The sequence below is a fragment of the Pseudoalteromonas sp. H103 genome (assembly GCF_001469205.1).
In the GTDB taxonomy this organism is placed as follows: domain Bacteria; phylum Pseudomonadota; class Gammaproteobacteria; order Enterobacterales; family Alteromonadaceae; genus Pseudoalteromonas; species Pseudoalteromonas carrageenovora.
Genome location: NZ_LOFG01000021.1, coordinates 130,134 through 153,439, shown reverse-complemented (window position 1 = coordinate 153,439; position 23,306 = coordinate 130,134). Strand labels below are relative to the sequence as shown.

The following is a 23,306-nucleotide window of genomic DNA, read 5'->3' as shown; positions in this document are numbered from 1 at the left end:
TTTGACCTCTTTTTATAGTTTTATTGTGCAATTAAAAAATTAGTTGTTTGAACCTGGTGCTCAATTACATCGTCTTGTGTTCTGTCTTTTAAATTAACCCCTGTAAGCCCGAGCTTTTTAGCCTCTTGCAGCAAATATACAGCTCTTCGAGCGGCTTCAGAGTAACTAAGCCCTGCAGGGCGAATATTAGAAATACAATTACGACACGCATCGTTAAGCCCCGTTTTTGGCTCCCACGTTAAATAAAGGCCTAGGCTGTCGGGCGAACTTAGCCCGGGGCGCTCACCAATGAGTACCATTGCAACTTGTGCGTTTAATAGCTCGCCAATATCATCACCAATCGCTACGCGACCTTGCTCTACAAGCGTTATAGGCGCTAATTTATAAGGCATTGAATTGCTATGTAATTGGCTAAGCAGCTCGCTAATAAACGGCGCAGCATTTTTTTGTACCGCTAAAGACGAAAGCCCATCGACCACTACAATGGCTAAATCGTACTGCGCCTGAGTACTGCTTTGCCTACTTTGCATGGTGTTTAAAAGCGTTGTACGCCCTGCTTGGTTTAGCTTTCGGCCTAAATCGGGGCGTTGTAAATAAGTAACACGGTCCACAGCTTCGCTTTGCACTCTCAAAGGTTTATCTGCACCGCTAAGCGCATCAATAGCACTGAGTGTTTTTGTCATTTCGTTAATATCTAACGGAAAGTTAACCGCATCGCGCGCCTGAGCATGCGATAACTGAAACGCTAGCATTTCAGCTGTAGGTAAACTTATACCCGCTCGGCCAAGGCCTATTCGGGCATCGGTAAAGCGGCGTAAATCGCTCCATGGGTTTTCAACCACTTTACCGTTATTTATATGATGACTTGTTTTTATAGGCTCAACAGCTTTCATCACATCCCCCCTTGCACCGCTTTTAAAGGCTTAGCAAATGCGCTTGGTAAGGTACTTGATAAAATAGACTCGGCGGTATTTTCCATAATTTTCATCTTGCTTAGCCATGCTTCAAACTCGGGGGCTGGGCGAGAGCCTAAAACCCGGCGCACATAGAGCGCATCATGAAATGAGGTCGTTTGGTAGTTAAGCATTATGTCGTCCGAACCTGGAATTCCCATAACAAACGAGCAACCCGCCACACCTAGTAACGTAAGTAAGTTATCCATATCGTTTTGGTCGGCTTCGGCGTGGTTGGTGTAACACACATCACACCCCATAGGTATGCCCAAAAGCTTGGCGCAAAAGTGATCTTCAAGGCCTGCGCGGGTAATTTCTTTGCCATCAAATAAGTACTCAGGACCAATAAACCCCACAACGGTATTAACTAATAAAGGATTAAACTTACGCGCCACAGCATAAGCACGCGCCTCACAAGTTTGTTGATCGAGCCCATGGTGTGCATTTGCCGAAAGCGAGCTGCCTTGCCCGGTTTCAAAATACATTACATTATTGCCAACCGTGCCTCGCTTTAAGCTAAGCGCAGCATCTTGCGCCTCTGCTAACGTATTTAAATTAAAACCAAAGCTTGAATTTGTAGCCTCTGTACCGCCTATAGACTGAAAAACTAAATCAACCGGCGCGCCTGCTTCTATGCATTCTATGGTGTTCGTTACATGGGTAAGCACGCAGCTTTGCGTTGGAATTTCGTATTTTTGAATAACATCATCCATCAGCATCATAAGCTTAATGGCTTGCGCTACGTTATCGGTTGCGGGATTAATGCCAATTACCGCATCGCCATTGCCGTATAAAAGCCCATCGAGCATACATGCGGCTATACCATTTATGTCATCAGTTGGGTGGTTTGGTTGCAAACGCGTAGATAAATGCCCTGGCAAACCTATGGTATTTCTAAATGCGCTTTTTACGTGGCATTTTTTAGCAACTAAAATAAGATCCTGATTACGCATTATTTTACTTACCGCAGCGGCCATTTCTGGTGTAATAGCTTGCCTTACACTTGCAAGAACCGCAGGGGTGGCATAATCACTTAATAGCCAGTTTCTAAAATCTCCCACGGTTAAGTGCGATATAAGCGAAAATGCGTTTGCATCGTGCTCATCAATTATTAAGCGTGTAATTTCGTCTTGTTCGTAGGGAATAAGTACATCGTTTAAAAATGTTTTAAGCGGTACTTCGGCCAATGTCATTTGTGCTACGGCACGTTCTTGCGCCGATTGTGCAATCACTCCCGCTAACCTATCACCCGAGCGCTGAGGCGTAGCTTTAGCCATTAACTGCGCTAAACTCTTGAATTGATAAGTATGTGTTCCTAACGTATAACTGTACGCATGCCCCATGATTTACTCCACATAACTAATATTACAAACCTTGGTATAGGTCTTGCCTTATATAAGCTATAAATCAATTTTTAATTGTCACAAGGGAGCTTAATTTGTACCAAGTGACTATCGAATTTTGGCAAATCACGTTTTATTATTTTATTTCAGTAAGTTGCTGCCTTTATTAGGCACTAACTTAAAATAAAAATATGTTTACTTTAAAAGAGCATCACCTATATGGCGCAGCAAGGCAGCAACAACGCACCACAAAAGAGCAAGGTATATACGCACGATATTGACGAGCAAGCGCATAACCTCACTCAGTGGCAACAAAAGTACGACCAAGTAAGCGATGGCAGCTTTTTTGGCTGTATAGAAGGTGTTAACTACAGCGATATTCATGCTTTTAAAGAATATACCGAGCGCTCACTTCGCCAACAATGCAGCATAGCGCCTAACTCTATTTGGCTTGGAATACCGAGCCAGTCACAACAAAGTAAAATTAATGGCCTTGATGTAGCGAGCAATCAGTTTATGTGCCGTACAAGTAACAGCGACTTTGAGCTAATTACGCCTGAACAATTTGATATTTACGGTTTGGTTATTGATTGGCATTCAATTGAGTACATGGCACAGTTACAAGGCGTAACAATAAAAAACCTATCATCTGCACAATTTGCTCGTTTGTCGGTAAGTGACTCATCGCTGCAAACTGCAAAGCAAATTATTAACAGTATGGTTGTAAGTAAAGGCTTTGGGCTTAAACCAGAGTCTCAGCAAGATATGCTAAGTATGCTAGCACTACACTTATTGCAAGCCGATAACCCGCAGCAAAACATAGCCCCAAGTTACAAACACCGTAAAGCAGTGGTCGATAAAGTAAAAGAGTACGTAGCAGCCAACCCACAAAAAACAATTACTATAACAGAGCTTTGCGAGCTTACTTTTGTTAGTAGACGTACTTTGCAGTACAGTTTCGAAAGTATATTAGGAATTAATCCGCTTAGGTTTTTGCGTTTAACCCGCCTTAATAATGTAAGGCGCGAGCTTAAATTGGTTGGTCAATCCAAGCCTATTTCAGTCATAGCAGCCAATTGGGGGTTTTGGCATGCCGGGCAATTTACTAAAGACTACACTCAGTTATTTGGCGAAAACCCATCACAAACCATAGCAAATAATTTAAAAGAAAGCGGCCTAGATTTTTAGATGCTGCGCATCTTGCGCGAGCAAGCTTCGCGCCTACAACTTTCACTTCTCATTTTCTCACTATTCCCTTCTTTTCGTGCATTTTTGTATTAAAGATCAATAAACCACAAAGAGGCTCAGAGGCGCTTCGTTTTTAGAGAAGTAACTAACATCTTGCGAGGGCAAGTTTCGCGCCTACCGACAAAATTAACTCCGAGGTAAATTACCTTGTAGAGGCGCACCTTGCTGGCCTTTAAAAGCAACGCTTTAACCGAGGTATAAAGTAATTGTTTTACCACCGAGAAACGAAGGAGAATACCGAGAGAAGTGACTAAACGTTACGCGTGTTTTCTCTGTGTTGCGCGAAGCGCCTCGGTGTACTCGGTGGTGATATACAGATAACTTATACCAATTTACTTTGGCTGCTCATTTACTTCTCTATCCTTTCTCTTTGTGCATTTTTGTATTAAAGATCAATAAACCACAAAGAGGCTCAGAGGCGCGTCGCTTTTAGAGAAGCAACTATCATCTTGCGCGAGCAAGCTTCGCGCCTACAACTTTCATTTCACGTTGCGGGTTTATCCTTTTAAATTTAAAAAATAATTTTCGTTAACCCTACTTTAACCCTCTATAAATTAAGCTAACTGCATTGATGTAGTTTGTTCAATTGTATAACTACATATTGAAAACTTTTTAAGTATTAAAGTTAGGAATAGACTGTATGAAACTTATAAAAGATACACCTCTCACGCTGAGCAAAACCACAATCAGCCTACATTGGATTGTAGCGGTACTTATTATTGGGTTATTAGGCTCTGGGCTGTACATGGAAAACTTTGAAGCGTTTTTTCTTATGAGCTGGCATAAATCATTTGGAGTATTACTCTTTGCTTTTGCTTTATTAAGGGTAACATGGCGCATTATAAATGGCTGGCCAAAACACACTAATACTCATCCAGAGTATGAAATGATACTCGCTAAAGTTATTCACTACGTATTGATAATTAGCATGTTATTAATGCCAATTTCAGGATTAATAACCTCAGGTATGGGTGGGCATGGCGTAGACTTGTTTGGGCTAGAAATTATTCCGCATAATCCTAACCTAGAAAACCCACAAAGAAGCATGCCATTTAGCGAAAGCTGGTCAAATTTAGGTAAAACCGTTCACGGCTTAACAGCTAATGCGCTATTAGTTGCGCTAGGCTTACATACAGTGGGCGCTATAAAACATCACGTTATAGATAAAGACAACACGCTTACCCGCATGCTTGGCAAAAAGTAGGCAGTAAAAGTCTTATTTGATCGGTGCTATTTAAGCCGCGATTAAATAAGACTCTCGTCCTACATGCTTACTGCTGCGTTTAAACGAACCTTTACCTTTTTTAGCTTTTACCACTTGTGGTTTAAACACTTTAGAGGTTACTAAAGCCGCAAGCGCATTATGATTAATAACACCTCGGCCGGTGTCTACCGCACTATTATTTGCGGCTTTGGTTTTCGATTTTTTAGCCATTTTATTTCCTATTTTGACTATGAGTTTCTATTTTAAGAAGTGGCGATTGTATGCCTAATTTTCAACCTTGCAAGTATTTTTATCATTGCATAACGCTATTTTGTCATAATAAATATGCATAAAAAAAGCGCAGTAAATAACTGCGCTTAATAAGCAACCTAAACCCTGGATAATAAATCTATCTCTAGCCAGAGTTCAGGTTAAATAGTTTTTAGCTTTAATTAAAATTCAAAGCTTACTTTTGCATAGTAAGTACGCCCGTCAAAGCCATAAGGCAATGCACGTACAGGGTATTTAAACGCACCATTGGTGATAAAATTAAGTACTTCGTCGTCACCTAATTCATCTGGTGTTTCATCAAATACGTTGTCGGCGCCCACTGATAAATTAAATATTTCGTTAATTTGGTAGCTAACGTTTAAATCCACTAATACTGCTGATTCAACCGTGCTTGTTGGTTTAAACGAACCAGTCGGCGAAAGCTCTCCTGGTAAAGAGATATGGTCGTTACCAAAGTACTTAACGTCTGTTTCGCCAAAGTAGTTAAAACGAAGTGTTGATGTGTAAACATCACGCTCGTAATCAAACGTTAGTGTGGCACGTTCACTTGGCTGCCCATCAGTAAAAAAGCTACGTTGTAAATCATCAAACGCAACCGACTCAGGAATGCCTTCCTCTGCATTTACGTTATCAATTTTAGTGTCGTTTAAGTTGCCAGCAAAGGTTACACCAAAGTTTCCGCCTTCAACCTCTGTACGGTAAGATGCAATAATATCAACACCTTGCGTAGTTGAGTCTACAGAGTTTGAAAAGTAGTTAGCTTGCACGGCGCCTGTTGCTTGTAAAGCAGCTACGGCTTCATCACTAAAGGCAACATCATCCGCAGACAGTAAACTACCAAGGGTAATACGGTCTTTAATTTCTACCCGGTAAAAATCAACCGTTAACGAAAGCTCGCTTGTTACATCGTAAACAAAACCTGCGCTGTAGTTAGTTGATGTTTCAAGCTCTAGGTTATCTACCCCTAATGCACTTGGAAAAGCAGTACCCGTATTTGCAGTGAACGACTGGGTAAGTGTTCCATCAGAACCTAGGTTAGTTGTAAACGCTGTATAACCACTTTGTTGAAGCGAAGGTGCTCTAAAGCCAGTAGATACCGCCCCGCGCACTGCAAAGTCATCGTTAAATTCGTAACGTGTGGCTAACTTACCAATTAAATCATCACCCGCATCCGAAAAGTCCTCGTAGCGCAGCGCACCACTTACGTTCCATGCGTCAGTGATCATAGTTTCTACGTCTACATAAAACGCGTAACTGTTGCGATCGCTTTCATTAGTTGCCTCTGGGCGCAGGCCGTTATACGCCTGAAAACCACACTCTGCAAACTGATCAGGATCGTTTACTGATGGATACGAAGCATCCGTATTTGCCAAGCCACATGCGTAAGATGCTTCATCGCCAGGTACTATTTCGTAGTTTTCTTTACGGTATTCTGCACCAATAGTTACATATAAAGGTTCATTGCGGCCAATATCTACAATACCGTTTACATCTAAATTAACCGTAGTTTGATCAAACCTAAAACCACCAGAGTAACCGCCGCTTGGGCCTGCATTTGCTGCTATATCGGCATCGCTTGCATCTGGGTTGTTAAATACGTACTCCGCCGCATAAGAGGCATTTATAGTATTACGTGAGGTAAAGTCGTATTGGTTTTCACCATACACTGCCGATACATCGTAATTCCAATCTGGGTTTATATCGCCTCTAAAACCAACCGCTACTGAAATATCTTCAGCTTCGTTATAAATACGAGGTAAAAAACCATCACTGTACACTTGAGTTACGTTTTTAGAGGCTTCGTTAAAGTTGCGGTAAAAGCCATTACCTAGTGCAGTTCGCTCAGAGTAACCACCAAACGAGTAAAGCTCGCCGTCGCCCATAGGCAATGCCATATTGTAAAACAACGAGGTAAATTCACTTTCAGAATTACCTTGGCTCCAACGTACATCTTCACTAAGCGTACCGGGTTCAACATTTAACGAGCCGCCCGTATCGCGCTCAGCTCTGTTTGTACCATCGGCATCGCGGTATTCAAGCGATAAGTTAATAAAGCCGCCTTCGTTACCTAAGTCAAAACCACGATTTAAACCTGCAGAAAGCGTATCGCCGTCACCTTCACTGGTGCCACCGTACTGAACGTAACCAGTGGTTACACCCGTTGAATTATTAAGTGATAAGTTAATTACGCCCGCAATTGCATCTGAACCGTACTGCGCTGCTGCGCCATCACGTAATACCTCTACACCTTTAAGTGCAGTAAGCGGAATAGCGTTCATATCGGTGCCGGCAGCGCCCGCACCTACAGTACCGTTAAGGCCAAAAATTGATTGATTATGGCGGCGCTTACCGTTAACCAAAACTAACGTTTGATCAGGCTGTAAACCACGAAGCGTTGCAGGTCTAAATAAATCAGAGCCATCAGATACCTGTGTACGCGAAAAGTTAAACGAAGGCGCAGTTGCTTGCAGGCTTTGCCCTAACTCTGTGAATCCGCCTTTATTTAAATCATCTGCGTCTATTAAATCTATAGGTGACGAAGACTCAGTTGAGGTACGGTTAGAAACGCGCGATCCTAATACAGATATTTGTTCTATGTTTTGCTGTGCCTGAACAGGCGCTTCTTGTGCGTTTACAATGCTCGGTGCGCTAAAAGCAAACGCAACGGCTGCAGCTAATGTGTTTAAACGGTATGTTGACATGGTGACGACCCTGTTTTTTGTGTGTTCTGTTTAATTTGTTAAAGCGGTGTTATGTGCCGCTTGTTGCAAACATCCTAGCAACATATGCAAACAAAAAGAAATGAAAAAATCTAATTTTTTGGTGTAAGTATGCAAATAACCTTAAAGATGGGATAAAACCACGTTTAATTGATTAATTTACACCCTAATAAGGCATTATATTTCAATAAATAGAATTGTTAATGAATTATTTACAATGTAGTTTTATTAGTTGATTGGTGTTTTTAAAGGGAATAGACAATGAATGGTCGAACCTGTCTCTAATATGCTGTTAATTTCTATTTTTCCACCATGATCGCGCACCATAGCATATACAAGTGTCATTCCCATGCCAGTCCCTCTACCCACCTCTTTGGTTGTGTAAAAAGGGTCAAAAATATGCTCTATTGTGTGCTCAGTCATGCCGCAACCGTTATCTTTTATTTCAATACAAATATTTTCCTCTATTTCAAAAAGATTAACTTCAATTATGCAGCCTTTTTCTAAATCGTATTCGCAAGCATGCCACGCGTTCATTAGTAAATTGACAAAAATTTGATTAATTGACGATAAATTACACCAAATAAGTGGTAAAGGCTCGAAACGTGTTTTTATTTCACATAGCTTAAGTTTACTGCTGAGCAATTTTAAAGCATTTTTTGCAGCCACAGTTATATCTGTTAACTGTTTGTCTTGTTGTGTGCTTGGGTGAGCAAAGTCTAATAAATTATGTACTATTTGTTTAATGCGCTTCAGGCCCTCAACGCTGTCGTTTACTTGCCCAGGTAAATTGTTATACAGCCATGCATAAGGATATTGTAAATTGAGTATATCGAGCTCGTGCTTAAAGTGAGTTTCTTTAATTTCGTTATTAAGATATTGCTCATTAAGCTTCAAAAGAGTGACGAGTAAAGGGGTTGCATGCTGAATACTTTCTATATTGCTCATAACATATGCTAGCGGATTATTTATTTCATGAGCAATGCCAGCACTAAGGGTGCCAAGCGTAGCCATTTTTTCTGTTTGTACAAACAATGCTTGCTGGTGCTCTAAATCGGCCACCTTTTTTTGCAACTCATTATTTATTGCAACTAAAACATCGCTTTTATCTTTAAGTAGTTGCTCTGCCGCTAAGCGAAGTTTTTGCTCGTTTAAAAAAGCCTGCTCAAAATCGCGACCTGATCCTTTCATTCCTTCAGTCCATATATATAGCGTTAATACCTAACGTTTAGTCGTCAACATACAAATTTGCAACTAGCCTCAATTATTTATAGGTAATAGCCGATTACTTTAGTGTATATTTTGAACAAAATAGTAAATTGCTTTAACGATAAATACGCCGTAGCAGTTTTAAGCTATTATTTAAGCAGTAGTAATTTCAAGGTGAACCATGACACAAACAACATCCAGCACACCTATTAATCAAGTTGATGTACTTTGCATAGACGATGACGAAATTGTACTGCGTTCGTTAACACGTTTACTTAAAGTGAATGAGCTTTCGGTAATAGTGTGTGACAACCCACAAAGCGCACTAACGCTTTTTAAAAATCACGAGTTTGGCTTAATTATTAGTGATATGCGAATGCCTGGAATGAACGGCGCTGAGTTTTTAGAAAAAGCACGCGCTATTGCCCCCGACACCCAGCGTATACTTTTAACTGGCTATGCCGACATTGAAACCACGCTTGCAGCAGTAAACCAAGGGCAAATAAATGGGTATATTCAAAAGCCATGGCAAAACGACTTACTGCTTCGTAGTATTAAAGACAGCCTTGAAAAGTTTGCATTAAAAAAACAAAATAAAAAGCTAGAGCAGCAAGTTAAAGCACAAAACCAAGAGTTACTAGAGCTAAATAACACATTAGAGCAAAGCGTAGAAAAGCGAACGCTACAAATTAAAAAAGTGCTAAAACAACTAGAGGCGGCTAACGAGCGAGAAAAACACGAGCACAAAGCAACCGTAGAGCTACTTTATAATTTTATTAATGCAAACCCATACTTAGATGGCAATAAAGCACAAAATATTGCCAATACCTGCACGCAAATAGCGCTTTATTTAAACCTATCGCAAAAAAGTATCGACCTTGCCCCTATGGCAGGTTACTTAGCGCAAATAGGCTTACTCGCAATGGACCCCGAGCTCTATAAAAAACCAGTAAACTCTTTAACTGAGCAACAACGTAAAACATTTTACACTCACCCAAGTACAGCACAGCTAATGCTTATGCCTGCCATACATTTACACGATGTATCGGATGCCATTTACCATCAGTTTGAGCGTTATAATGGAAATGGGTTACCTAAAGGCCTGGCCGGAAACGATATTCCAATAGGTGCTATGGTATTAGGTGTGGCGCGCGATTATTGGGATGCGTTCGAGCAATGCAATATAACTGACGATAAACAGCGCCACGAACACGCTCTTGAAAGCGTAAAACTTTACAGTGGCTCATTTTATCACCCAAAAATTGTACGCGCGCTTGAAGCTAGCCACGCAAAATTAAACGAAAAATTAAGTAGCGCTGGTACTATACAAATTTGTAAAGCAAGTGAGCTTAAAGAGAACATGGTGCTAAGCCATGCACTGCATAACCACACTGGTATAATGTTACTACCTAAAGGACATGTATTTAGCCCAAAATCAATCGAAAAATTACAACAGCTTGAAGCTAAAAAACCAGCACCATTTAGAATAATGGTTAAAAGCGCTAAATGATTGATCTAAACCGCAGTTTTTTTCGTTACAATGTGGCTAAATCTACCTTGCATAACCTAAAATTTTGCTTATTTAACTAACTTTGCTTGAAGGAGCACACCGTGTCGCGATTTTCTGCTGTTACTGACAATCCCCACGACGGGCGTTTTAATCAAAAAACGGGGATATTACTTACTAACTTAGGCAGCCCCGATGCGCCAACGCCTGCAGCACTACGTACATATTTACGTGAGTTTTTATCTGACCCTCGTATTGTAGAAATTCCTCGCCTAGTATGGATGGTAATTTTACATGGCATAATTTTGCGCGTACGCCCTAAACGTTCTGCAAAATTATACGAAAGCATATGGACCGAAAACGGCTCGCCGCTTACTCACATAACTCGCCAGCAAAGCCTTAAATTAAACACCTTATTAAAAGAGCAAGGTTATGCAAACACCGAAGTTGTTATGGCTATGCGCTACGGTAATCCTTCTATAGAGGCAGGTCTTGAAGCGCTACGCGATAAAGGCTTAACGCGTATTATTATTTTGCCAATGTATCCTCAGTATTCAAGCCCAACGACGGGTTCAACATTTGACGCGGTCTCTAATGTACTGCGCAAATGGCGCTGGGTGCCAGAGCTGCACTTTGTAAATGGTTATCACAAAAATACCCGTTATATAGAGTCGCTTGCTAATAGTATAAGTGAAGATTTAGAAAAAAACGGTATGCCACAAAAACTGGTTTTTTCGTATCACGGCATGCCTAAACTGTTTTTAGACAGAGGTGACCCTTATCACTGCCTATGTCTGCAAACCACACGTTTAGTTGTTGAAAAGCTAGGCCTAGATAAAGACAAAGTTATAAGTACTTTTCAAAGTCGCTTTGGTAAAGCTGAATGGTTAAAACCCTACACAGATGCAACTCTTGCAGCCTTACCAGATGAAAACATCACCGATGTAGCTATTATAAGCCCAGCTTTTAGTGCCGACTGCCTAGAAACGCTTGAAGAGCTAGAAGAAGAAAACCGTGAAATATTCGAAAATGCCGGCGGCGAAAAATACCGCTACATAGCCGCTTTAAACGACAGAGACGATCATATTGATGCCATATTTGATGTGATCAAACCTATGCTCTAAAGCATGAATAATACATAGTTCGCAAAAAAAGCGGTGTTACATTTAACACCGCTTTTTAATTTTAAAGATAAACATTTATTAAATATCATAGCTAATATTTTGCGCGATCAAACTCCACGTGTACAGGACAAATGAACCACAGAGAAGTGAAGGAGAAGAACAGGAGAAGCCATGAACCTATACCTGTATTTTCTCTGTGTAGCGCGAAGCGCCTCTGTGTCCTCTGTGGTGTAATTCATGAGTAGCAGAGTATTTATGCCGCGATAGAATGTAATACAAGCACGAGTTAAACTCGCTGCTACACGATTAGCTCATGCTTTTGGGCACGTAGCTTGCTGGCGTGACGAGCGCAGCTCGTAATTTTTCATAACATGAATACAAGCTACTCAAACTATTTCAAAGAATAAATACGCCCAAGAAATACATAGCACAAAAACTAAATCATCTAATCTTTTCGGGTGATCATTACCGTGCAAACACCTGCAATTATTCCCCAAAAGGCGGAGCCAACCGACAGCATAGTTAAATCAGATGTAGTAACTAAAAACGTAACTATGGCGGCTTCTGTATATTCACTGCCATTAAGTGCTTGTTGTAAACTATTGGCAATGGTGCCAAATAATGCAATACCCGCTAAAGCTAAAATTAGAGCTTGAGGTAAGCTAGCTACCAGCCCAACAAGCGTAGCGGCACTCAGCGCCATTAAAATATAAAATACACCGGCTGCAATACTTGCCCAATAACGTTTATCGTGGTTTTTATCGGCTTCATCACTCATGCAAATTGCAGCGGTTATCGCGGCTAAATTAATTGAATAAGCACCAAATGGGGCGGTTAGTAAATTTACAAAACCTGTAACGTTTAAAGATGCCGAAATTGGCGCTTTATATTTATGTGCTTTTAATACCGCTATACCAGGTAAATTTTGCGACGTCATGGTTACTATATAAAGCGGTAAGCCAATACTAATACAAGCTTGAAGATCAAAAACGGGTTCAATATAAGCAAACTCGCTTATTTTCCATTGCAGTGCGCTGGTATCTATATGCCCCATTTGCCAAGCAAGCATCACACCTACAATAAGTACGCTTAACATAGCAAAACGTGCAAAAAAACGTTTGCCAATAAAGTACGTGAGCACCATTAAACCAATTACTAGCGGCATATCGTTCATAAAATTAAACACATCAATACCAAAAGTAACCAGTACGCCTGCCAGCATCGCACAGGCCAGTTCGCTAGGTATGCGGTTCATTATTTTTTCAAACCAACCAGTAATACCCGACAAAAAAACCAGCAATGCACTGAGCATAAACGCGCCAATTGCCTCACCTAAATTATATCCCTGCGCACTAGATATAAGCAGTGCAGCCCCTGTAGTAGACCACGCAATTAAAACCGGCACTTTGTAATAATACGATAACCCAATTGAGGTTATACCCATTACTAAACCCAGCATTAAAACCCAACTGGCAACTAACTCCGGCGTGCCCCCTAAAGTAATTACTACCTGATAAATCAGTGCAATTGAACTCGAAAAACCAATAATTACAGCTACAAGCCCTGCTGTAATTCGGTTAAGCAACTGATCAGATACCTTCATAAATCCCTCATACTTCATTTTTACAGCAAACAACATACTTTGCATGTTAGTGCTTTGCAATTGGCTATTACGCTATGGTCAATGAAAAATTTTCACGCATAGTTAAACTTTTTTTAACGCTTAAAAAGCATACTTATAATTGTAATTATAAAAACAAATCAAGTACCTAAAAACAGCCCTGCAGGGCGCATGAACATTGTAAAAAACCAATACATAAATTTACATTTAGCAGTCCTAAAATAGGTAAAGATCCTTTTTACAATGAGTTACAAAAACACCTCTTACCACTTTATGATTACATTTATAAACTTGATCTAAACTATTTTATACTATAAAACATAACACCTAGTTAACTTTAAACCCCATAAGAGAAACAAATGAAACGTTATGTTGCCTTAATTATTGCCATTCCTTTATCGGCATATGCTATTTATTCATTTTTAAATACTCCCAAAAAAGCAGCAAAACCTATCGCCCCAATTGCTATTGACGTAGTGCCTGTGAACTCTAAATTTGCGACGAATCAAAAAGCACCTCAACCAATTGATATGAGCAAAGATCCAATAACAGTTAAAAATATTGAGCCTGCAAAAACCTCAATACCCGAGCACTTTGATGCCATAAATAAGCTTTCGGATGATGCAAAAGCAATACTTAAAAATGCCAAAGTTCTACCAACCGATTTAAACAACGAAGCCTATATAGAGTTTGATTTACCAACACTAAAAGCACTAAATATGGGTGATAACTTCGATTTAGCGATTCCGCAATCTGCAGAAACCTACACAGCAGAAATTACAAGCGTGAGTGAGGCTAGCAATGGCGATAAAAGTATTTTTGGCCAAGTAACAGGTATAGATGGGAACATGCACAATACCGTTTTAACCGTAGGTAAAGACGCTGTATACGGGCAATTTACGACCCCTAATGGTAATTACGTTTTTGAAAGTAAAGGTAAATATGGCTGGATAGCCGCTAAGCGTGATTTATACAAAAGCCATATTGAACACGACACAAGTTCGCTTTCGCCAAATACACAAAAAGGAGTTGATGTATTTGCACCTAAAAAAGATGAAAACTTAACAAATTAAAACCACTACAAAAGTAAGGAAATACAACAATGAAAAAAGTAATCTCAACAAGCGTAATAGCAGCATCGTTATGTGCAGCAAGTGTTGCTCAAGCAGAAACGATTAATATTGGTATTTTATATACTGATCAATCGGCGGCTGCTACAAGTAACATTACAACAAAAATTAACCAGCTAATTGCTTTTAGCAACCAAGTTTATAGCCAAAATGGTGTAGACATTACACTTAACTTAGCAGGCACACAAAACCTAGGCGATTACGCAGTAACACCGTCTGAGGAGTGGCTCGACGCTGTTACCGACAGCAGTTACGTTGATGGTTTACGCACAGATTGGAAAGCCGACATGATTGCTGTACTAGGTACAGGCCAAAGTGCTGGTAACGGTTTAATTTCGTGCGGCTTAGCCTGGGTTGGCCAAGGCACTAACGGTAATTTATACAGCTCAATGAGCGATCGTATGTACTCTATTACTGCTATTGATTGTGGCGCAACTACGTTTGTACATGAACTTGGTCATAACCAAGGTTTAGCGCATTCTCGTAAGCAAGGCGATACATCGGGTGGCGTGTATGTTGATGGTATGGGCCACGGCGTTCAAAACGAATTTGCAAGTATAATGGCTTACCCGCACGTTTACGGTAGCGCAACACAATACGATTACTTCTCTAACCCTAATTGGACAGTAAACGGTTTAGCGTTTGGTGTAACTAACCAAGCATATGCAATTCGTACTGTTACCGACACAAAAACAAGTATTGCTAACTTTAAGTAAGTGATTTAAAGCAGGCTGTATATAGCCTGCTTAGTTTGTTATTCCCTTTAGGGCGCATTTGCGCTCTTTTTTATTTTAAATCATTAACAAAATTTAATGTTGCGTCCACCTTTATAATATTTGGTAATAGGTACACTTACACCATAGTAATAACTAAAAAGTAGTAACTAAAAGCCTAAAAGTGTGCTGCTAATTAATGCACTACTATTTTTTGTTTTACAGCAGGCATTAACGTTTTACCGTCACCATCTACTTTATTTAAAAGCTTAAGCCCCATTACTTTTGCAAGTACTGGGTAAATATCAAGGTTACTTACTTTTTCTAGTTTTACACCTTGTTTAAAGGCTGGGCCAACCGCTACAAGTGATGCCGCCATGTCATCAGTATAGGCATAGCCATGAGTACCTAAATACATTGCTTTATCTGAATTGGTAAATACCGCCGGCGCTGTAGTTTGCACTACAATATCGCCCACCCGAGTGCCCTTATTATAATGATACCCAGCTAACTGCTCGTCATTTAACACTGTATAACGCCCATTAGCAGCCTTTTTTAAACGTGCTTTGTAGCCTTCAATATCTGCACTTTTAGCATCTGGCTGCGTATAAATTAATAAACGAGGGCCTGTGTTTTTAACTAAAAAGTTATCGTCTTGTGGCAGTGTTGAAATATCAATACTTTGCTCAGGGTCTACGTGCGCCATACCGTGATCGGATACAATAACTAAATTAACGTCTTGCTCTAACTTGCTTAATCGGGTTTGTAATTGGCCCATTAAATCGTCTAATTGCTTTACCGCATCGCGAGTTTGCGGCGCGTCTGGCCCAAACTCATGCCCCATGCTATCTACTAACGAAAAATAACTCGCTACAAAGCGTGGACGCTGTGCTTTAGGTAAGCTTAACCATTGTATTATTTGATCAACACGGCCTTGGTACTCACTGTATTTAGAGTAGTGAAAGTAATAGTCGGGCGTCATGCCATTAAAGCGCGCATCCGACTCTGGCCAAAAATAAGTAGCCGATTTTAGCCCCTGCATTTTTGCTAAATTCCAAAGTGGAATACCGCTTACCCACGTGCTATCGCCCATGCCTTTACCCATACTGTAACACTCGTTTTTACGGGCTTTATCACAAAAGTTATTATCTACAATGCCATGGTTTACAGGCAGTAAACCCGTAATTATAGAAATATGATTAGGAAACGTTTTAGTTGGGTAAACCGGAATAAGCTTTTGAGCCCTTACACCGCGCTCCCCCATTGCTTTTAAATTAGGCGCGCCGTGTTTTTCTATGTAATCCCAACGCAGGCCATCTATTGATACCAGCACCACTGTTTGCTCTTTTGCCGCATATGCCGCTTGGCTGGTTAACACTAAAAGAGCCAACATCATTGCCTTTAAAAATACATACTTCATTACAAATACTCGCCTACATTAAAATGCGTTAAATACTGAAAAATATAGCTTTATAATACAATTGCCGGGCCTTAAATGATACAAGCACCTGTACCTAACTCGTCTAGATGTATATATTAACAAGTAAGTATTAAAAACGAATGACAACGCGCATTTACTTTGCCAGTCGTCACCACTAAGCAAGGACTCCGATGACTATCGACTTTAGTAAAAAAATAACCCCCGCGCGCATGTATCGCACGACTGCAAATTTACAAATGGCGATGGAAAGCGATCGCGGTCGCATAATTAACAGTGCAGCTATTCGTCGGTTGCAGCAAAAAACCCAGGTTTTTCCGCTAGAGCGAAACGCAGCAGTGCGCTCGCGGTTAACTCACTCACTCGAAGTTCAACAAGTGGGCCGTTTTATAGTGCAGCGCATTTTTGCTAATTTAAGCTTTGAGCAACAAACCGAGTTTGGCTTAAAAGGGCTAGAACGCCCGCTCGAAAGCTTAGTAGAAATGGCCTGCCTAATGCACGATATAGGCAACCCACCGTTTGGACATTTTGGCGAAGCTGCAATAAATCACTGGTTTAATAATAATTTAGCAAGTGTTACACCAAAGCGCTGTAAAGAGCCAAACACCGGCATAGGCGTTATTTTTAAACACCTTGCACTCGATATATGTAATTTTGAAGGTAACGCACAAGGCATACGCATTATTCATTCGCTGCAAACCCTTAATTTAACCTACAGCCAAAGCGCGGGGATTTTAAAATACACTCGCCCAGCAGGGCTTGATGTAAAAGACATACCGCAAAACAAAAACTACTTAATGAAAAAAGTAGGTTACTACTACAGCGAAAAAGCGTTTGTAGAAGCGCTTCAAAACGAGCTAACCATTGAGCCGTATTGCCGCCACCCCGCAAGTTACATAATGGAAGCCGCCGACGATATTTCGTATTGCCTAGCCGACATAGAAGACGCTGTAGAAAAAGACATAATAAGCACCGAGCTGTTGTGCCAAGCACTTAAAAGCCAATATAAAAAAGCGCTTATAAACCTAACCATAGCCGATGCTGAGCATCTGTCTTTTGTAGATAAAGCGGTAGATTACGCTCTCGATCGTGCACAGGCTCAGCCATATAACTTTAATAGCGAATTTTTTATATACCTGCGCGTAGCACTGCTCCACCCGCTGGTGAATCATGCGGCAAAACGCTTTATTAAGCACATAGAGCCTATTTACCATGGCGACTTTAACCAAGCCCTTTTAGAAGACAGAAGCCATTTACACGCCGTAACTAAAACGCTTAAACAAGTAGCGCTTGAGCATGTTTTTTCTAATAAAGAGGTAGAAAAACTAGAGCTACAAGGCTATAGAATAATTAACGGCCTGCTTGATTGTTATAAACCTTTGCTGCAATTAACCAGCGACGATTTTAGGCGAGCACTTAATGGCGACTCACGCTTATTAATAGAGTCGCGTTTAGTTAAAAAGCTCTCTAAAAAACACCTAAACAGTTACCAACATGCAATAGATGCCATGCAAGAAGAGCCTGACCACTTTGCAGCGTACGAGTTTTATTATCGCTGTAGGTTAATTCAAGATTACATAAGCGGCATGACCGATCAATTTGCATATGATGAATACCGCAGCCTGATGGTGATCGACTAAGTCGCGCGCCCCCTAGATAATTTTTAATTTTGCGCTTAAAATCAAACTATTAATATTTAAGCGCTGTTACTTTATGATCATAAAATTAGTTAGACTTACTCTGTGTTTTGCCCTTTTTTATAGCGCACAAAGCGCTGCTTACAACGAAGCCATGTGCATTTTAATAAAACAAGAAATGCAGCAAAACAGCAATAATAAAGCCAGCCGACAATACCGAAAAGCCGCGCGCGACTACAAAAACAATTGTAATAAGCCAAAACAAGTTCAAACCCAGCCTAAGCCGCAAATAAGTGAGCCAGAGCCAACGCCTATAGTTACTCAGCCTCAGCCTGTAATTGTAGAGCCCGCACCTGTTGTTGAGCCCATTGTCGCACCTGCTAATAACATAAACGAAGAAACACTTAATTTAACAGACGAGCAAAAGCAGCAAATAAGTGAGCAGCTAAACACAAACGATGTAATAACCATTGATGTAAATACAGCTAATGATCAGCCACAAACACAAACCGAAAATGAGCAAAGCGCAGCGCAAAACACAATTAATAACAATACAGATGAAAGCCAAACCCCAGCCGTACCGCCAGTTAAACAACCAAAAGTAGAGCCGGTAAACACAGCACCTGAAAACACGGCGCCTAAAAAAGTACCAAGCAAACCAGCACCAATAGTTACACCACCACCGGCAAACCAAAATTCAAGCTCGCTGTTATTACCGACCTTAATTATTGTTATTGTGGTGCTAATTGGCGCAATGGTATTAGTGCGTATACGCCGCGCTAAGCAACAAAAAACCGAGCCAGTTATGGCCGCAGCCGCTTTAATTAAAAATGCTAAAAGTGAGCAAAGCGCAGCTAAAAAGACTAAACAACCAGAGCCTGCCGCTGAGCAAGTAAATACCGAAAGTACGACTGCAGCTGCGCCTATTAAAAAACAACATAAAGCACCTTCAACTCAAAGCACAGAGCTAAATAAACCAATACCTGTAGAAGTAAAAGCTGAGCAGGCTAATTTACCAAATACAAAAAGCGAAACTCAGGAAGTGGCTCAGCAGCCAAATGAGCAACTAATCAGCAATGAAGCAATTAATACCACTGAACAACCCGTTGCTATCGAGCCTCAAAGCGCTCAGCCAACTGATGAACCTAGCGCTACTTTTAGCGATGCTAAACAAAAAACCGAGCCTAATACCGCCGAGTTTGAAGCCGCAGCCAAAACCACGTTAGAGCGCATAAAAAGCGCCGATGAATTTAGCGAACCACAAATACGTGAATTTGATCCTGACGCAAAACCAGTAAAAAGAAAGCGTAATCACGGCGCTCAAATTACAGAGCCTACCCACACAGAAACTGAGCGCAATACAGTAGAGCAAACACAAAACACGCCTGAGCCAATAACGCCCAGCGAGCCTGTTGCTGACTTACATACACCCAATGAAACAGCAAACAATGAGGCTACATCATTCGCCACCGAGCACGACTTTAAAGAGCCAGAAGTACGTACATTTGACCCAAGCGCACCACTTCCAGGTAAAAAGCCAGCACCTAAAAAAGCAGAAGTTAAAGTTGAACCTGTACCTGAAAATAAACCTGAAAACATTACGCCACTAATTGAAGAGCCAGAGCAAGCTCCTTCAAAACCAGAGCCGGCACCAGAGCCTAAAAAGGCAGATAGCAGCAATCCATTTGCAAACCTATCACTTGATGAAAGCTGGGATCCAAACTCTGCAGAAAAGCCAAAAATAGAAGAGAAAAAACGTGCCCCTAAATCACAAGCACTTATAGACGCAGAAGAACGCGCTAAAAATATGAAAACCAAAGAGTAGCACTTACTCTTTGGTTTGCTGCGCTTACAAATATTCTCGGGGTTTTAACGAGAGCAAGCTCGAGGTCTGTAATTAAATACCAGAGCTTGCTACAACCATCTTAGGCGTAAAACCTACTCGCGCGAAAAGCGAAGCTTTTAAATTGCCATTCACGCTAAAAGTTATGTGTTTTAAAAGAGGTTTTTAACCACTTTGAATATTGACTATCAATATCAGGATACTGCTCATTCAGCAAAGTATTCAATTGTTTTTTAGATAGCTTATTACAAGGTAACTCTTGCTCAGCAAGCATTATGTTTTTAAGTAAAACTTTGCCTGAATGCGAGTCCATCAAAAAATAAATAGCAGCCCAACTGCTTGCATATAACTTGCTAGTATCACTTTTACTCCAAGATTTATCCAAAGTAATTAGCGAGTTAAATGTGAATACACTTTTTGTAATTTTGCTATTTTTTACCCATGAACTATTAGGTTCAACAATACCTGTTTGCATATGGTTTTTTGTTAGTTCAAAGTATTCAGCTAATCCTTCATTAAGCCACCTAGGCGTATAACCTAATACCGCTTTATTAATAGCATGCACAGCCTCATGTATTGCAGTTCGCATTGCAGCATGTTCATTATCATAATTAATAAAGGCAGAATTACTTGCATGAAAGTACATACCTGCCGTATTGGTAGGGTTAGCGCCTCGTTGCTTTATTGCCGCTTCGTAAGCACGGCGCGTAGGTAATACAGTTAAATTGAGTTTTACATTTTTAAGCGCGTGCACACCAATAATCTGGCCATATACTTTAAACACCGTATTAAGTTTGATGTGTAATGCCTGGTTAAACGACGAGGGTAAATTAGGCGTATTTAATGTGAGATCAAAATAATCTAATGGCTCAATAAAACCAGTGTTATAAGTGGCTACTGCAAAGTCAGGTTTTTTATCACTAAAGTGCTGTACGCCGTCAGTGTCGGTCCAGGTAAATATATCGCCATTTTGTTTGTATTTAACTTTACCTAACGATACATCCACGCAGCGCGTAATATCGCCTTGTGGCGAATGATTATCCATAGCTACTGGCGTATTTTGTAAAGTTACAGTGCTTTGATTATCTAAACGTTTTATAAATTGTGGTTTAGTAACAATCGTTTGCGTTAAACCATTATAAATTCGTTTAACCTCACCCACAGGGTCGTGATAATTAAACACCCGCCCCGTAAAATGATTAGCAATAAGTGCCGATGCTATAAGCAACACAATAAACATAAATATTATGCGTAACTTTGTGTTAAACATCGTTATGGGCGCCCTTGCCACTGCGCTTCAAATAAATCTTTTTGTTTACCTCTGTATTCGCTACACCACACAAAATCGGCCGACTCCATCCCTTTTTTACGACAACGTTTAGGCAGTTTATAAAATTTAGACCAAGCATCTAGTTTAGCTGCATCTTTATAGCTATCGCTGTGTAAAGACATATTAGATACATTTTAGTTAAGTAACCAATTGCTGTTAGACGTTCGAGTTGAAGCAATAGAAGAAACGCTACTACTCTTTTTAGGCTTACTACAGTGATTAGCAAGTAAGGTAAATAACGCTTTATCGCGCGCAGTTAAGTGTTCGCCTTCTTTTGTGCTGCAACTACTTCTAAATTGCGAGCGGATAGCTTCGCGTTGCTTTTTAATACTGTCGCATTGAGATTGTGAGTAAGCTGTACCTGCTTGGGTTAATGTTGCAAACACGCTAAGCACTAATATTAAAATCCATTTAAGCATTTGGTAAGCCTGTATAAATTAGCAGAAATTAAAAAGGGGATTAATTGGAGGGTAAATATTAAATTTAAAAGATATAATTTATTATAAATAAAAGCCTATTTACCGCCTTTATTTATAGTTAAATACTTTTGTTTATAAACAAGAATATTTAATATAAACAAATTAAAGTTAGCTTAATTACGTTTATAATTTATTTATAAACTAAAACATATATTAAAATTTAAATAGTTAAATATTATTAACTTTAACATTTAAAATAAACTGCAACCAAATGAGGAACACTTAGTTTAATTATAAATTTTAGCCTCAACACATTCGTGCTTATTTAAACTAGAAAGGTCTTTAGTTAGTAAGTATTTCACTATCAGCATGGTGTTTTTGAAATCTATTTCACGAAATTTAAAAGCATGCTTTATCATCAGTTTAAAATAAACATAACAATGAGAGTTAAACGTTTTCTTTAAAATTTTTCGTTGTTTAGAATTTAACTCTATGTTTTCTAAAATCATCGCGGTTGCTAATGCTTTACTTCCCATAATATTGCAAGAGCCGACCAGTTCCCAACTAATATTAGAAAAGAACATATTAACCCCTTTACCGCATTTGGTAACATCACAAGGGTAATAAGCTACTTTGTCTGCGCCTGCGCATAGTAACAACCACATTAACTCATCTTCCCCTGCAAACCTTAATTGGTCACAAAATAAAATATCAGGGAACTTGTTTAACCTATACATAACAGTGGAGGTTTGCGATAAGTACTTATTGTACATAGACTCAATAACAACTGACGAATCAATAATAAACTGAGAGTCACCTATTGAAAAACGACTAAGGTCTTGTTCCATTTCAGGGATATCTGTATTCCAATTTGAATCATAAAAACCATCACGGTCCGTATTTCCAAAATAAAAATTAGCACCTAAATCAAATGCTTCTAAGGCTAAAGAAGAGTGCTTCTCGCCCCATTGATCATCAGAGTCCAAAAACGCAACGTAATCTACAACACTACTGAGCTTTTCTTGAATATGCCTTAAAGCTGTATTCCTAGCGATCGCTGGGCCAGAATTATTTTTATGATAAAGGCTAATAAGGTGTACATTTTTAGGTAAGGTAGGTAGTTGAGATAATTCTTCAGACAATGCAAGTGGGGAGCAGTCGTCAACAATAACAACATAATAATTTATTTCACTTGAGCATTTTTGTTCAAGTATAGACTTTAGAGACTTTAATAGTATCCCTTTATCTCTTTGATAAAATGGTATCACTACCCCAATATTGTGCATAAAAATTTCCTATTAATCATCTTAAAAACATCCGTGTACAGCAATTAAAAAATTGCGTGATTATTTGAACAAGGCCAAATAAAAATTATTAACAATAACTTTTAAAATTATAATTTTAAAAAACAATATAAACTGTTTTATATTTATAATATTTATTGACTAAAAATAATACTAACATTTAACTACCAAATCAATAAATATTGCCTAAATAGCCGCTATTTTAAAGGCCGGGCAGTGTTAAATACTAAAAATACAAACTGCTATTATTAAATTACAAATTATTTCATACA

General features: G+C 39.7%; 19 protein-coding genes. 8 read left to right on the top strand and 11 right to left on the bottom strand.

Annotated features, from left to right (window positions below; all coding sequences use genetic code 11):
- Positions 1–20: 20 nt before the first annotated feature.
- Positions 21–893: an ethanolamine ammonia-lyase subunit EutC gene (gene eutC, locus ATS74_RS19320; RefSeq protein ID WP_058550486.1), complete on the bottom strand. Its 873-nt coding sequence runs from the start codon at positions 891–893 to the stop codon at positions 21–23.
- The gene (locus ATS74_RS19315) at positions 893–2,296 is read right to left on the bottom strand and encodes an ethanolamine ammonia-lyase subunit EutB (RefSeq protein WP_058550485.1); all 1,404 of its coding nucleotides are present in this window, start codon (positions 2,294–2,296) and stop codon (positions 893–895) included. Before ATS74_RS19315 ends, eutC begins: the two co-directional genes overlap by 1 nt.
- 219 nt (positions 2,297–2,515) lie before the next feature.
- On the opposite strand from ATS74_RS19315, the gene ATS74_RS19310 reads away from it, so the two are divergent.
- Together ATS74_RS19310 and ATS74_RS19305 are read left to right on the top strand one after the other, a co-directional pair.
- Positions 2,516–3,484: a helix-turn-helix domain-containing protein gene (locus tag ATS74_RS19310; protein ID WP_058550484.1), complete on the top strand. Its 969-nt coding sequence runs from the start codon at positions 2,516–2,518 to the stop codon at positions 3,482–3,484.
- Positions 3,485–4,184: 700 nt separating this feature from the next.
- Entirely contained in the window at positions 4,185–4,748 is a 564-nt protein-coding gene (locus ATS74_RS19305; protein ID WP_058550483.1) for a cytochrome b, read from the top strand.
- 30 nt (positions 4,749–4,778) lie between these two features.
- On the opposite strand, the gene arfA is transcribed toward ATS74_RS19305, so the two are convergent.
- The 3 genes from arfA to ATS74_RS19290 all read right to left on the bottom strand — a co-directional run bounded on the left by arfA (position 4,779) and on the right by ATS74_RS19290 (position 8,950).
- Positions 4,779–4,979 carry an alternative ribosome rescue factor ArfA gene (gene arfA / locus ATS74_RS19300; RefSeq protein WP_058550482.1) on the bottom strand — a complete coding sequence of 67 codons (201 nt, stop codon included), beginning with the start codon at positions 4,977–4,979 and terminating at the stop codon, positions 4,779–4,781.
- A gap of 221 nt (positions 4,980–5,200) precedes the next feature.
- Positions 5,201–7,741: a TonB-dependent receptor plug domain-containing protein gene (locus ATS74_RS19295; protein ID WP_058550481.1), complete on the bottom strand. Its 2,541-nt coding sequence runs from the start codon at positions 7,739–7,741 to the stop codon at positions 5,201–5,203.
- A 246-nt stretch (positions 7,742–7,987) separates the two neighbouring features.
- Complete coding sequence (locus ATS74_RS19290; protein WP_058550480.1) at positions 7,988–8,950, bottom strand: sensor histidine kinase; 963 nt, start codon at positions 8,948–8,950, stop codon at positions 7,988–7,990.
- 199 nt (positions 8,951–9,149) lie between these two features.
- Here ATS74_RS19290 and ATS74_RS19285 point away from each other — a divergent pair, with 199 nt between their 5' ends.
- Entirely contained in the window at positions 9,150–10,478 is a 1,329-nt protein-coding gene (locus ATS74_RS19285) for an HD domain-containing phosphohydrolase (RefSeq protein WP_058550479.1), read from the top strand.
- A 101-nt stretch (positions 10,479–10,579) separates the two neighbouring features.
- Positions 10,580–11,599, top strand: coding sequence for a ferrochelatase (hemH, locus tag ATS74_RS19280; RefSeq protein ID WP_058550478.1), 1,020 nt, complete (start codon positions 10,580–10,582; stop codon positions 11,597–11,599).
- A 445-nt stretch (positions 11,600–12,044) separates the two neighbouring features.
- On the opposite strand, the gene ATS74_RS19275 is transcribed toward hemH, so the two are convergent.
- Complete coding sequence (locus ATS74_RS19275; protein WP_058550542.1) at positions 12,045–13,202, bottom strand: benzoate/H(+) symporter BenE family transporter; 1,158 nt, start codon at positions 13,200–13,202, stop codon at positions 12,045–12,047.
- 377 nt (positions 13,203–13,579) lie between these two features.
- Between ATS74_RS19275 and ATS74_RS19270 the strand changes: the two genes are divergently transcribed.
- Both ATS74_RS19270 and ATS74_RS19265 read left to right on the top strand, forming a co-directional pair.
- Positions 13,580–14,293 (top strand): hypothetical protein, encoded by a 714-nt coding sequence (locus ATS74_RS19270; RefSeq protein ID WP_058550477.1) that lies wholly within the window; start codon positions 13,580–13,582, stop codon positions 14,291–14,293.
- 29 nt (positions 14,294–14,322) lie between these two features.
- On the top strand, positions 14,323–15,066 hold the full coding sequence (locus tag ATS74_RS19265; RefSeq protein WP_058550476.1) for a zinc-dependent metalloprotease family protein: 744 nt from the start codon (positions 14,323–14,325) through the stop codon (positions 15,064–15,066).
- A gap of 193 nt (positions 15,067–15,259) precedes the next feature.
- Here ATS74_RS19265 and ATS74_RS19260 read toward each other — a convergent pair whose 3' ends face one another.
- Positions 15,260–16,483 (bottom strand): alkaline phosphatase family protein, encoded by a 1,224-nt coding sequence (locus ATS74_RS19260; RefSeq protein WP_058550475.1) that lies wholly within the window; start codon positions 16,481–16,483, stop codon positions 15,260–15,262.
- Between the two features lie 191 nt (positions 16,484–16,674).
- Here ATS74_RS19260 and dgt point away from each other — a divergent pair, with 191 nt between their 5' ends.
- Both dgt and ATS74_RS19250 read left to right on the top strand, forming a co-directional pair.
- Positions 16,675–18,141, top strand: coding sequence for a dGTPase (gene dgt / locus ATS74_RS19255; protein WP_058550474.1), 1,467 nt, complete (start codon positions 16,675–16,677; stop codon positions 18,139–18,141).
- A 73-nt stretch (positions 18,142–18,214) separates the two neighbouring features.
- The gene (locus tag ATS74_RS19250) at positions 18,215–19,963 is read left to right on the top strand and encodes a hypothetical protein (RefSeq protein ID WP_058550473.1); all 1,749 of its coding nucleotides are present in this window, start codon (positions 18,215–18,217) and stop codon (positions 19,961–19,963) included.
- Between the two features lie 154 nt (positions 19,964–20,117).
- On the opposite strand, the gene ATS74_RS19245 is transcribed toward ATS74_RS19250, so the two are convergent.
- From ATS74_RS19245 to ATS74_RS19235, 4 genes are all read right to left on the bottom strand, one after another.
- Positions 20,118–21,251 carry a DUF1570 domain-containing protein gene (locus tag ATS74_RS19245; RefSeq protein ID WP_058550472.1) on the bottom strand — a complete coding sequence of 378 codons (1,134 nt, stop codon included), beginning with the start codon at positions 21,249–21,251 and terminating at the stop codon, positions 20,118–20,120.
- A gap of 2 nt (positions 21,252–21,253) precedes the next feature.
- Positions 21,254–21,433 carry a hypothetical protein gene (locus tag ATS74_RS20165; protein ID WP_235592039.1) on the bottom strand — a complete coding sequence of 60 codons (180 nt, stop codon included), beginning with the start codon at positions 21,431–21,433 and terminating at the stop codon, positions 21,254–21,256.
- A 12-nt stretch (positions 21,434–21,445) separates the two neighbouring features.
- Positions 21,446–21,730 (bottom strand): hypothetical protein, encoded by a 285-nt coding sequence (locus tag ATS74_RS20160; protein ID WP_235592038.1) that lies wholly within the window; start codon positions 21,728–21,730, stop codon positions 21,446–21,448.
- Positions 21,731–22,017: 287 nt separating this feature from the next.
- Entirely contained in the window at positions 22,018–23,016 is a 999-nt protein-coding gene (locus ATS74_RS19235) for a glycosyltransferase family 2 protein (RefSeq protein WP_058550471.1), read from the bottom strand.
- Positions 23,017–23,306 lie beyond the last annotated feature (290 nt).